The organism is Streptomyces sp. NPDC048295, assembly GCF_040652135.1.
GTDB lineage: Bacteria > Actinomycetota > Actinomycetes > Streptomycetales > Streptomycetaceae > Streptomyces.
The window spans coordinates 130,645-142,991 of record NZ_JBEZLL010000002.1 but is presented as its reverse complement, the minus strand read 5'-3'; the positions used below and the strand labels follow the sequence as shown (position 1 = coordinate 142,991).

Below are 12,347 nucleotides of genomic sequence, written 5' to 3'. Positions count from 1 at the left end.
CGCCGGCTCCGGCATCGGGCGGGACGGGTCAGGAGGCCTTGTAGAGACCCAGTTCCGCCACGTGCGGGTTGGCGCGCGAACCGAGGACGCGCAGCCGGACCTTGGACGCGGTGACGGGTGCGCTCAGGTACTCGATGCGCTTGTACCCGATGGTGCCCGCCCGCACAGCGGTCTTCCACGTGGTGCCGTCCCAGACGTCCACGGCGAAGGACTCGACACGTTGCCCGCGGGTGATGTCCTCCTGGAGCACGACCCGGTCGAACGTGACCGGCTGAGGGGACTCCAGGACCACCTCCCCCGAGTGCGCGTCGCCGGCCGGACTCCACGCGGAGGTCAGCTCCTCGTCCGTGAGCGGGGAGCCGCCGGGCGGGGCCAGCAGATTGGTGCCGTAGGTGGCGCGTACGGTCTGTCCGAAGGACTCCAGTGCGGCGGCATCCGGATCGCTGATCCGGCCGGCCCGGTCGGGCGGCACGTTCAGCAGCAGTACGGAGTTGCGGCCGACCGATGTGCGGTAGAGGTCGAGCAGCTTGGCCGGCGTCTTCACCTGGCTGTCCTGGGAGGCGTGCCAGAACCAGCCGGGCCGGATGGAGACGTCCGACTCCGCCGGGTACCAGGCCAGGTAGTCCGGGTGGTGGGCGGTCAGGACGTCCCGGGAGGCGAGGTCGCCTCCCTCGGGCGCGACCACCATGTCGTCGTCACGGTTGCGGGACGCGAGGTCGCCCGTGAACGGGATGACGCTCCATTCGTCGTCGCGTCCCGAGGCGGTCTCGGTGCCGACCCACCGGATGTCGGGGCCGTTGATCGCGACGTTGGCCTGCGGGGCGATCTTCCCGATCAGGTCGTACCAGTCCGTGGTCTGGTACGGCTGGTCGTACTGTCCGGCCCACGGGTTGGCGCCGTCGAGCCAGACCTCGTCGATCGGCCCGTACTGGGTGAGCAGCTCGTACAACTGGTTCATGAAGTACGCGTTGTAGTCGTCGGCCTCGTAGGTGTACGTGGTGGCCGGGGTGCGGTCGTCGCCGTTGACGAGTGTCGGGACGGTGACCGTCTTCTTGGCGCTGTTGTTGCCGAAGCGGCCCTTGCCCCGGTGTCCCGCGGCCGGGATCTCCGCACCGTCGGCGGGTGAGAGGTAGACACCGACGCCGAGTCCGGCGGAACGGGCCGCCCTGACGAAGGCTCCGAAGACGTCACCCTGCGGATTGGCACCGCCCTGCCACCAAGGGCTGTTCTTCACCGAGTGGTCGCTGTAACGGGAGGGGTAGAGCAGGAATCCGTCATGGTGCTTGACCGTGAGGATGACCTGCTTGAAACCGCCGGCCTTGAGGGAGGACATCCACTGGTCCGGGTCGAGACCGGTGGGGTTGTACACCGACTCGGCCTCGGTGCCGTCGCCCCACTCCTTGTCGGTGAAGGTGTTCATGCCGTAGTGCACGAAGGCCGTGAGCTCCTTCTGCTGCCAGGCGAGCTGTTTGGCGTCGGGCACCACGTTGGCGGCCTTCTCCACGATCCGGTCCGGCCGGTCGCATTCGGCGACGGTGATGACGGACGAAGGGGTGACCGGACCGGAGCTGCCCGGGTCGGTGTCGCAGCCCGGCGGCAGCGGCGGGGTTTTGCCACCGCAGCCGGATCCGGGGGCGGTGAGCTGGAAGTCGTCGGGGGTGACGGTACCGGTGTAGGTGGCGACGGCGACGCCGTCCAGACTCCCGTGCAGGCCGCGGTTCCGTGTGCCCGCGTCGTTGCCGAAGGCGAGGACGCCCTTGGCCGCGTCGGCGGCGGCGACCTGGTTCACCAGGGCCGTGCCGCTCAGGCAACCGTTGATGTACGCGGCGAGCCGGGCGACACCGGGTCCTGTGGTACCGGTCGTGGAGTAGGCGAGTGCCACATGTGTGTAGGTGTCGGACGAGAGGTCGGGGCCGTCCTGCTTCTGTTCGTACCAGGGTGCCTCGGGGCCGTACATGCCGAACTGGGTGACGTTCTGGGAACCCGACCTGTAGCGGTAGTAGCCACCGCCGGCGAGGCTCAGGACGGTGTCGAAATCCAGTTTCGCGCCCGGGGTCCGGCGGACCAGGGCCTCGCTGAGGATGTTCTTGGTGAGGTACTTGCCGTCACCGAGCGCCTCACGCGGGCTGTAGGTGATGCCCTGCCCGCCGCCGGCGAGGGTCACGGCACCGCCGTCCAGTTCTTCGCTGCCGGCCATCCGGCCGAGCGTGCCGTCGACGCGCTCCCCGGTCGAGGGCGTGTATCCGGTGGCGCTGGTGAAGGAGCCGCCGAAGCCGACCTTCACCTTGGAGTCGAGCACGGCCTCGGGGCCCGACCCGGTCAGTTCCAGGTCGTCGCAGGAGGCCTGGCCGGGCTTCTCCCGGTAGCAGTAGACGGTCGCGGTGGTGCTGTGCGCACCGGTGGTGAACTGCAGTGCGGTACGGGTCCAGGCGGTGGCGGAGACCTGGTTGTCCTTGCTGCCGCCGTAGCCCTTGGCGCCCAGGGCCGTGGGGGTGCCGTCGCTGCGGATCCAGCCGCTGAGTTCGTACACGGTGGCGGGCTCGAGTCCGGTGACGATCTGCTCGGCGGTGGCGAAGCCGCCCTCGGGGGCGTCCAGCCGGAGGGCGCCGGAACCGGTGCGGGCGTCGGTGGACGCCGTGGCGTTGCGGGTGGACCAGTCGGCGAGTCCCTTCTCGAAGCCTCCGTTGGCCAGTCCGGCCGGGGCGGCCTCGATGGGGTCGGGGGCGGTGCCGTCCACGCCGGGCCCCTGGTACGCGCCGGTGTTCGGCGGGGCGGCAACGGGGTTGCCGTACAGGTCCTTGTCCACGTCGCCGGCCACGGCCGTACCGGCTCCGAGTGCCGGTGATCCGGTGTGCAGTCTCAGGCCGTCGGGCAGCGCGCCGGTGCGGTCGGTGAACCGGGGGTCGGTGGTGGACCCACCCGGGTCGGCCGGGGCGCCGCGGACGTTGACGAGGGTGTTGTGGGACAGGGTGACGGCGCCGCTCTTCAGGCTGAAGGAGGCCGTTCCCTCCCCTTCCTTGACGACGATGTTGTTGGTCAGGGTCAGGCCGTGCTTCTGGGTCGTGTTCTCGTTGACGACGGTCTGGCTGATCCCGTCGCCCACGTAGACCGTGTTGTTGTGGACGCGTACGCCGTCGAAGGAACCCGAGCAGGTCTCGATGGAGCGGAAGCGGTCGTTGCGGCTGACGTTGTACCGGATGACCGCGTCGCCGAGCTTGCCGGTGGCGGTGCAGACGAGGAAGAAGCCGCCCGCGTTGTCGTGGCTGACGTTGTACTGGAAGACGGTGCCGAAGGTGCCCTCGTCGATGTCGTACGCCATGCCGTCGCGGGTGGTCTCGCCGCCGGACACCTCGTTGTACTGGAAGACGGTGTTGTCCGCGTTCCACGGCCACATGCCCGCGTTGTAGCCGGCCGAGCGGCGCTGAAAACCGTCGAGGCGGTTGTGCTCGACGAGAGCACCGTCGGTGGCGGTCATGACGATGCCGTCACCGCCCAGGTCCTTGAGGGTGTTGCCGCGGACCACGACCCGGGTGGACGGGAGGTACTCGGGGCCGTCGGGGTCGTAATCGCCGTGCACGGGGCGGTTGTTCCAGGTGGATCCGAAGTAGATGCCCTCCCGGTCGACACCGGTGACGGTGTTCCCGGCGACCTCCACGTCGTCGAACCTGGTCGGTTTCTTCGATCCGGTGACCGAGAAGAGGATGCCCGCCGAGCCCTCGGTTCCCTTGGTGTCGTCGCCGCGGATGTCATGGATGTCCAGGCCGGTCAGACGGTAATGGGTGCCGGTCCCGAAGTCGTCCAACTGGACACGTACACCACGCTTGTTGTGGCCCGGGGCACCCGAGTTGGTGATCTCCAGATCGCGTGCCTCGACCCACTGGGTGTTCTTCAGCAGCAGCGTCTCGGCATTGCCGCCGCCGTCGATCACGGGCTTGGCTCCGGTGCCGTAGGCCCCGATGACCATGGGCTTGCCCCGGCGGCCCGATCCGTTCGGGGCGAGAGTGCCGGTGCAGCGGGTGCCGCGCCTGAGCAGGATCCGCGAACCGGTCTTGAGGGAGAGGCGGTTGACCTCGTCCAGGTTCTGCCAGGGGAAGGCCGGCGATCCGGTCCGGGTGGACGCGTCCGCCGAGCAGTCGACGTACTGGGTCTCGCGGTTGCTCGTCCGGGTGCCGTCGGCGGCGGCCGTCGGTACGGCGGCTGCGAGCAGGGACAGGACCGTGGCGGCCACGGCCACGGGGATCGGACGGTTACGTATGCGCCATCGATGCATTCGTTTCGGCTCCCTCTGTGCACGCTCCGTGCAGTGCTGAGAGCACTATGGTGCGAAGTGAGGCCGCCGCGAAAGACTTTGATCGGATGTCTTGCTCTTCTTGCAACATCGAGCAGTCGGAAGCACGGATATGCACCGGTGGAATTTACGCAGTTGACCTCTGCCGACCGGATGCCCCGTGACAAGGATCGGATGACTCATCCGGGAACTCCCCGGCACCGGGCGGCGCTCACGACCGTTGCCGATCGGCGCCTGCGCCGTCTGCGGATGGGAAGCAGCCGATACGAGCACGCGGCGGAGCGGGTTTTCGCGGAGGTGCTCCATATGATCGGCAGCCGGCCGCGGGAGCTGTCCGCCCGCTGATGCGCCGGTGGCGGTGCGCCGGGGCCCGCACGGGCGAGTGAGGGCTCCGGCGCACCGCCGGCCAGGATCGCCGGTCAGCCGACGTTCACATCGATGCAGACGTAGAAGGCGTTGGCGGTGTCCGCGATGTTCCACACGGCGAGGACCTTCTGCCTGCCCGTCAGGCCGCCGAAGTCGACCTGGTGGGTGACGGTGGCGCCGGGCTGCGCGCCGTGGTCGTCGAACTCGGCGATCTTCCGCCCGCCGGCGAAGTACTGCCAGGTACTCGTGGCATGACGGGCGGTCAGCGTCCACTGGAAGGACGTGCTGCGACCGACCGGGGTGACCGCCCACCCCTTGGAGTCGTCGTCGAGTTCGGCGAACCGGCTGTTGCCGCCGCTGCAACTGGTCAGCCCTTTGGGACCTTCCACGCTCTGCGGCTCGTACTTGATCTCTCCGCAGCTCACGGTCCCGGCGGCGCACTGGGCCTGGCGGCTCGGCGGCGACGAGATGTATCCGTGGGCACTGGCCGAACCTGCCGGAAGGCTCAGGGCCAGTACGGGTGCGAGTAAGGCACCGATGACTGCGGCCGTCTTCCTTTTCGTGTGCATGCTTCTCCTTCACCTGAGGCGTCGCCGCACACGAGCGGGCTGTGGGGGCCCGGCAGTGACGGACCGGCCTCTCCAGTGTGGGGGCCAAGAGGTGCGAAGGGCACGGCAGGAACCACTGCCGCGTACGCCCGGAACCCCGGGACGTCCGGCAGGGCACTGCACTTGGACCAGACCATACCCAACGACGCGTCCACGTCAAGGTGTCGGTGCCGTACAGTGCCGCCGTCGTACGGTGCCCGTGCCGCCCGTCGTCACCCGTGCGCCCGGCCGCTCCGGGTCGCGCCGGGTCGCATTCAGCGCTGCGTCATCCGCCCGTCACACCGTCCACGCGCTCGCGCACCAGATCGGCGTGGCCGGTGTGGCGCGCGTACTCCGAGATCATGTGCAGATGGATCAATCGCAGCGAGTACTCCTCGCCGCCATGGACGAAGGTGTCGTCCAGGGAGGCACCGGCCACGATCTCGTCGGCGAGCCGGCTCTCCTCGACGAGGCGGGCGTAGTCCTCGGCCGCGCGGGCCGGGTCCAGATCCTCGAAGTCCGCGTCCTTGCCCTTCTCCGGGTCGTACATCGGGTCGTGCTCCTGGCCGGCGAACCGCTCCCTGAACCAGACGCGTTCGACCTTCGCCATGTGGCGGATCAGTCCGAGAAGGGTGAGGTTCGACGGCGGCACGGTCTGTTCGGCGAGCTGTTCCCCGGTCAGCCCGGCGCACTTGTGCAGCAGGGAGCTGCGGAACCATGCGAGATAGCCGGTGAGCATCTCGCGCTCGTCGGCCACGAGTGAACCGGGGGTGCGCGTCACGTCGGGTGCTTTCCATGTCATGGCGTGATCATGCCTCGTCCGCGGTGGCACCGGACAGGGTTTTTCACCGGCCGTCGGCGGGCTCGTCCGACCAGGTGGCAGTGGTGGACGTGGGGACGGAGGCGGCCGCCCCGGGCACCAGGAACGCGACGAGCAGCCCCTTGCCCACACCGCCGACGAGGAAGGCGAGGGGTGACGGAGCGTGTCCGCCGCCACGGCACGGAGAGATCGTCGTCGCCGGAGAAGGCCTCGGGCCGGACGTGCACCCCGGCCCGCCGCCGGGGCGGTGCGGCGGGATGGAGCGGCGCCCCGGTGCCGATCCGTCCCGTACGGCGCCCCGGCGCCCCGGCGCGCCGTACGGGCCGCCGATGGCTGCCGCCGGCAGGGCCTGAACCGAGAATGCAGGCGTGTCCACTCCCACGCGCCCCTCCGCTCCCGCCCGCGGTGCCGGTCCCGATCCGCGGGGCGAATGGTCACTGCTGCTCCTGTCCGCCGCTTCCGGGGCGGCCGACGCGTTCGTCTTCATCTGTGTCGGCCAGGTCTTCGCCGGCGTCATGACCGGAAATCTGGTGTTGCTCGGCGCCGCCGCCGCCGGCAGCGGGGAGGACGGGGTGGCGCTACGGGTGATCACCTCGCTGGTCGCCTACGGCATCGGTGTCGTCTGCGGCGCGTGGATGAACGAGCGTCTGCGGTGGTCGCTTCCGGTGATGCTGCTGACCGAGGTGGCCCTGCTGACGGCGGGGGCGGTGCTCTGGGCGCTGGACCTGATCACCTCCGACGGGGACCGGCTGGGGCTGCTGGTGCTCATCGCCGTGGCCATGGGCATCCAGGGCCGGATCCGCGCGACGCCCACCAACTACTTCACCGGCACGCTCACGGCCCTGGTCGGGCGGGCGGCTCTGCGGTCGTGGGAGAAGGGGGACCACTGGGTGGCCGGGAGGCTGATCGCGGTCGTGGCGGGCGCCGCAGTGACCGCGCTGACCGTACGCCTGTGGCCGGACGCGGCGGCCTCGGTGGCCGCCCTGCCCGCGGCGGGCACACTGCTGATCGAGATCTTGCGCCGACGGCCGTCCCGGGGCTGACCGGACCGGAGCCCGGGGCAAGAGGAAAGCCCCGGCCGGATCGGGGGAATCCAGCCGGGGCGGTCTGCAGCGCGGGCGCGGTGCGCGTCATCCGCATATAGGTGAACGATAAACCACTGCTTCCCGTTCCCGGAAACGCACACCCCGCACTGTGATCCATGGCACGGAACCGGACCTTCCGGCGGCTCCCCGGTCAGCGCTCCTCACGGAAGAGCACATGCTGACCCACCACGGGATCGAACTTGCGCAGCACCAGCCGGTCGGGGTTGTTCCGACGACTCTTTCGGGTGACATAGCTCTGCCCCGTTCCGGCCGTCGACCGGAGCGTCACCACGGGACGGGCCTCACTGCGGGCCATGGGCGCCTCCACACTTCCGCACGATCCCATTCCCCTTCTGGGAATGGGTTTCGTTTTCGTTCTGCTGATGCAACGCGGCGAGCCATGGCCGCATTCCCGCCGCACGCCCCCCACGTCTCGCACACGCCCTGACCGAGCCGGGCGCACGACGCAAGGGCGATACGCGCGGGCGCACAACCGTCCGCACGCGCCGGATGACTTGCGTCAACGTCCGCAGACAGCAAGGCTGTTCGACGGATCAGGGCCCAGAGCAGCCTGTGGCACATGCCAGAAGCAACAACGCATCGAGTGTTGCCAAATCCCTTACGGGCTCCTGTCGGCTGTGCGACAGTCGTCCTCGGTCCACCTCTCAGACCTGGTCGTGCCGCGCCTGTATCGGAGTACGAGATGCCGTCCCCTCTGTTCGCGGACCGCCCCGCCCCACAGCCGTCCGAGCGCGAGGCCGTCGATTCGCTGATCAACCAGGCCCATCGGCTCCGTGGCGATGTGGATGCCGTGCGCCGGGACACCGTGCTGATCGACGAGGAAGACGCGCAGCTGCGCTGGCGACGGGCGCTCTGCGATCTGGCGGTCCACCATCTCGACGATCTCGGCGCACACCTGGGACAGCTCAGGGAGGGCCTGGCGCCCCGGACGATCCATGCCGAAGACACCTCGGCACCGGAGGCGACGCCGGACGCGGCGGAAGCAGGCGCGCAGCAGCGTCACGACGAGCCGCAGCCGGGATCGCTGATCGGCCGCGTGGGCAGCGCGGAGTGGAATCTGCTCACCGACGGCGTCAGCTGGTCCGAGGAGCTGTTCCAGATCTTCGGCAGGTCGCCCGAGGCCGGACCGCTCTCCCTGGACGAGCTCCCGTCCATGCTGCTTCCCGAGGACCAGCCCCTGCTCACCGCTCTGGTGACGGACTGCCTGGTGGACGGGAAGCCGATAGACGGAGAATTCCGCATCCTGCGGACCGACGGCCGGATGCGCACACTCCACATGATGGGCGAGCCCGTCCTCGACCCGGACGGCTGCACCGCCTCCATGTGGGCCGTCCTGCGCGACGTCAGCGAGTTGCGGCGCAGCCAGCAGGCGGTGCACCGCAGTCATGACTCGCTGCGCCACAGGGAACACCGGGCCCGGTCCGAGCACCGTCTGGCCGTCGAGCTCCAGGAAGCCGTCCTCCCCCCGTGGCGGGGCTCGCTCCGGCTTTCCTCGCAGGGACAGGGCGCGCTGGACATCGCCGCCCACTACCTTCCCTCGGAGTCGAGCTCCCACATCGGCGGTGACTGGTACGACGCGCTGGAGATGCCGGACGGCAGGACCGTCCTCACGGTCGGTGACCTGACCGGCCACGGCATCCAGGCCACCTCCGCCATGGCGATGCTGCTGGGTGCGCTCCGTGGCATGGCCGTGGCCGGCATCGAGCCCGGTGTCCTGATGGGGCACCTCAATCAGTTACTCGAAACCTCCGTCCAACCCGCTCTCGGCAGCGCGGTGTGCTGCCGTGTCGATCCGGCCACCGGCACCCTCGCCTGGGCCCAGGCGGGACACCCCGCTCCGCTGCTGTTCCGCGACGGGGAGGGGCGGCCGCTGCCCGCGCCGGACGGGGTCCTGCTCGGCGCGGCCTCCGGGGTCGCGTACGAGCAGGACGAAGTGCATCTGCTGCCCGGCGACGTGCTGGTACTGCACACCGACGGGCTGAACCGTCACAGCGACCGGGGTGCGGGCCCGGACGCACTGCTTGCTCTGGCACCGCGGTTCGCGCAGGCCCGTTCGGCACAGGAGTGCCTGCGAACCGTCGTCGCGGAGTTCGGCGACACCGAGCGGCCGGACGACGCCTGCGTGCTGATCGCCCGCATCGGGGCGTAGCGGCACGGTGGCACCCGTACAGAACCACTCGGGCACACGGAACACCGGACACGGCACGACGACGCAGGAGGGCAGGCCCGCCTACGGGTGGGTGCGGTGCTCGGACGGCCTGTGTCGGCGCCCCTTCATCGCGGCGCCCTCGTCTCAGATCTGAGAAGACCGCCTGGGCTGCTTGATGATGGAGCTCTGCGGCAGGGAGAGCTTGATCTCCTCACGCAGGTCCTCGATCTTCGCGTACCCCGCGAACTGACCCGTGAGCCGGTACATTTCGCGCAGCCGGTCCCAGGTACGGTGCGAGGAGGTCTCTCCCATGGTCACCAGGGCGAGCCGCGCGTACCGGTCGGCCTGCTCGGGGTCATCGGCGATGAAGCACGCCGAGGCCAGCGAGATGTAGTCGAAGATCTTGGACCGCTGGCGTCCGTTGGCCCGTAGCTCCAGAGCCCGCTTGGCATGGCGCTGAGCCACGATCGCCACCGACGGATCGTGTTCGGCGAGCGTACGGAACGCCAGGGCCTGCATGCCGTGCAGATCGGCCTCGTCGAACATCTGCATCCAACTGGGCGGCGGTACTTCGCTCTTGTCCGAGGTGAAGAGCTCCTCGGCCTTCCCGAGCGTGCGCCGCATCGCCTGGCCGCGGCCCATGGACGCCTGGGCCCATGCCTCGATGGTGTGCAGCATCGCCTGGGTACGTGGCAGAACCATGTCCCCGGAGCCGGACTTGGCAAGCTTCATCAGGTCCAGGGCGTCGTCGGGACGGCCGAGGTGCACCATCTGGCGGGCCGCCCTGGAGAGTGCCTCACCCGCCCGGGGACGGTCGCCGCCCTCGCGCGCCGCGTGTGCCGCGATGACGAAGTACTTCTGGGCGGTCGGTTCGAGGCCGATGTCGTGGGACATCCATCCGGCGAGCACCGCGAGGTTGGCCGCGACGCCCCAGAGCCGGCGCTGGAGATGGTCGGGGTGGCGGTAGGCGAGCATGCCGCCCACCTCGTTGAGCTGGCCCACCACGGCCTTGCGCTGGAGTCCGCCGCCCCGCGAGGCGTCCCAGGCGCGGAACACCTCGACGGAGCGTTCGAGCGCCTCGATCTCGTCCGACCCGATGGGCGCGGCCTCGTACCGGTCGAAACCGGCCTGGTCCGCGTACAGCGGGTCGTCGATACGTGGCGCGTCGGCCGCCAGCACGGGGTCGGAGTGCAGCCAGTCGTGCATGGGGCCGGTGATGGTCGATCCTGCGGCGAGCGCGGCGCCCGCGCTCACCAAGCCGCGTCGGTTGAGCATGAGGTCCATTCCCGTGAATTCGGTGAGGACCGCTGCCGTCCGCTCGGGCGCCCACGGCAGTCCGTCGGGATTGTCCTGCGTCCCGGCCTCTCGCCGCTTCCCCACACGCCCGCGTCGGCCGAACCCGAGGTCCTCGATGGTCACGACACGACCGAGTCGCTCGGTGAACAGGGCAGCCAGCACCTTGGGCACGGGATCGCGGGGGGACTCCCCCATGTCGATCCAACGCCTCACCCGCGAGGTGTCGGTGGCCAGTTGCGGGTGGCCCATGGCCGCCGCCTGCCTGTTCACCATTCTCGCGAGTTCGCCCTTGGACCAGCCGGCGAGGCCGAACAGGTCGGACAGGCGGGTGTTGGGTTCTCCGGTCACGTCAAGCCCCCAGGTTCTCGGCTGTTTTGACAGTAACCCCCTGTCAGACGCCTTGCGACTATTCGCCAGGGTTCGCCAGGGTGCGCCACGTGGTCTGCCACCTGCCGATCGGTGTCAGGTAGGAAAGCGCCACCCCGCCCGGCAGCCCTAGGTACTCCCCAGGGTGCCGAACGGCCGCCGGCCGGGGCGGTGTACGCAACTTGTCGGCGCGCGAAGGGATCTGTCTCGCCCATGTACACAGCATCGTCCTCCGTGACCGCCCCGCCCCGGCCGCTCCGTCCCCTGGGCGCGGGCGGCGGACCGTACCTCGCTCCGCATGCCGCCGCACCAGCGCCCGGCGCGGTCCGGCCGCGACGGCCCGTGGGCGGTCCGGCCGGTCCCCCGCTCAGCGGCCGGCTGGACCTGTCGGGAGCGCAGGGCGCGCAGCTGAGAATGGCGATCGCCTCGGTGCACCGGATCTGCCCCGAGTTCAACCCGGTTCAGGTGCTGCGCCGCAGCGGCCGTTCAGTGCTGCTCGTCGGCTCCACCGGCCGCGCGACCGCGGTCGCCAAGTGTTTACTGGACCACTCCCCCGCGTGGTCGGAGCGGTTCCGGCACGAAATAGCTGCATATCGTGCGTTCGTCCGGCACCGTCCGCCGGTGCGTGTGCCGCGGCTCATCGCGGCCGATCCGGAGAACTGCACACTGGTGATCGAGCGGATGCCCGGCCGGGTGGCCGCGTTGACCCGGCATCCCTCCGAGGCTCCGCCCCGTGCCGATGTACGGGCCGCGCTGGGCGCGATCAGCCGGGTCAACGCCTGGCGGCCGGCACCGGGGCTCTTCGACGCTCCGCTCGACTACGCCTCGCGGATCGCCCGCTATCACGAGCTGGGGCTCTTCACCGACCGGGATCTGGGTGATCTGCAGAAGCTGCTGCACGGTCTGGCCCACGCGGGCGGCCGGCAGGGCATGGGACAGTTCTGTCACGGTGACGCGCTGCTCTCCAACATCCTGCTGTCGCCCACGGGCCCGGTGCTGGTGGACTGGGAGCACGCGGGCTGGTACCTGCCCGGCTACGACCTGGCGACGCTCTGGACGGTGCTCGGTGACGCACCGGCGGCGCGGCGTCAGATCAGCCAGCTCGCGCAGGCCGCCGGTCCCGCGGCGCGGGATGCGTTCCTGGTGAACCTGATGCTGGTGCTGACCCGCGAGATCCGTACGTACGAGACGGCCGTTCAGCGGGCCATGCGCGATTCGGCGTCGGGCGCCGGTCAGGACCGACCGGGTGCGCTGTCGTCGAGCGAGGAGCAGCGGCTGCTGCTGCGCCGGCTGCACGACGACTGCGCGATGGCCCGCAGGGCCGTACGTGCCGCGGTCGGCACTCGCTGACCCTGCCAGGGGGGTGCGC

At 70.0% G+C, this 12,347-nt stretch carries 8 protein-coding genes and 1 pseudogene; 3 read left to right on the top strand and 6 right to left on the bottom strand.

Going from position 1 to position 12,347, the window contains the following annotated elements; genetic code table 11:
• Nucleotides 1-28: 28 nt before the first annotated feature.
• From AB0D53_RS03020 to AB0D53_RS03005, 4 genes are all read right to left on the bottom strand, one after another.
• The gene (locus AB0D53_RS03020) at nucleotides 29-4,228 is read right to left on the bottom strand and encodes an alpha-L-fucosidase (protein ID WP_362439179.1); all 4,200 of its coding nucleotides are present in this window, start codon (nucleotides 4,226-4,228) and stop codon (nucleotides 29-31) included.
• Nucleotides 4,229-4,707: 479 nt separating this feature from the next.
• Complete coding sequence (locus tag AB0D53_RS03015) at nucleotides 4,708-5,223, bottom strand: lytic polysaccharide monooxygenase auxiliary activity family 9 protein (protein WP_362439176.1); 516 nt, start codon at nucleotides 5,221-5,223, stop codon at nucleotides 4,708-4,710.
• A 304-nt stretch (nucleotides 5,224-5,527) separates the two neighbouring features.
• On the bottom strand, nucleotides 5,528-6,043 hold the full coding sequence (locus AB0D53_RS03010; protein WP_362439173.1) for a DinB family protein: 516 nt from the start codon (nucleotides 6,041-6,043) through the stop codon (nucleotides 5,528-5,530).
• A 43-nt stretch (nucleotides 6,044-6,086) separates the two neighbouring features.
• Nucleotides 6,087-6,437, bottom strand: a complete 351-nt coding sequence (locus tag AB0D53_RS03005) for a hypothetical protein (protein ID WP_362439170.1) — start codon at nucleotides 6,435-6,437, stop codon at nucleotides 6,087-6,089.
• On the opposite strand from AB0D53_RS03005, the pseudogene AB0D53_RS03000 reads away from it, so the two are divergent.
• Nucleotides 6,430-7,101, top strand: a pseudogene (locus tag AB0D53_RS03000) (YoaK family protein); the annotation flags it as partial. The gene AB0D53_RS03005 and the pseudogene AB0D53_RS03000 sit on opposite strands and share 8 nt — an antisense overlap.
• Nucleotides 7,102-7,297: 196 nt before the next feature.
• On the opposite strand, the gene rpmG reads toward AB0D53_RS03000, so the two are convergent.
• Nucleotides 7,298-7,462: a 50S ribosomal protein L33 gene (gene rpmG, locus AB0D53_RS02995; protein ID WP_329815137.1), complete on the bottom strand. Its 165-nt coding sequence runs from the start codon at nucleotides 7,460-7,462 to the stop codon at nucleotides 7,298-7,300.
• A 387-nt stretch (nucleotides 7,463-7,849) separates the two neighbouring features.
• Here rpmG and AB0D53_RS02990 point away from each other — a divergent pair, with 387 nt between their 5' ends.
• Nucleotides 7,850-9,316, top strand: coding sequence for a SpoIIE family protein phosphatase (locus AB0D53_RS02990; RefSeq protein ID WP_362439165.1), 1,467 nt, complete (start codon nucleotides 7,850-7,852; stop codon nucleotides 9,314-9,316).
• Nucleotides 9,317-9,460: 144 nt separating this feature from the next.
• Here AB0D53_RS02990 and AB0D53_RS02985 read toward each other — a convergent pair whose 3' ends face one another.
• Nucleotides 9,461-10,960, bottom strand: coding sequence for a hypothetical protein (locus tag AB0D53_RS02985; protein ID WP_362439162.1), 1,500 nt, complete (start codon nucleotides 10,958-10,960; stop codon nucleotides 9,461-9,463).
• A gap of 231 nt (nucleotides 10,961-11,191) precedes the next feature.
• Between AB0D53_RS02985 and AB0D53_RS02980 the strand changes: the two genes are divergently transcribed.
• A complete protein-coding gene (locus AB0D53_RS02980) occupies nucleotides 11,192-12,328 on the top strand; it encodes an aminoglycoside phosphotransferase family protein (protein WP_362439159.1) in 1,137 nt (378 codons plus the stop codon).
• Nucleotides 12,329-12,347 lie beyond the last annotated feature (19 nt).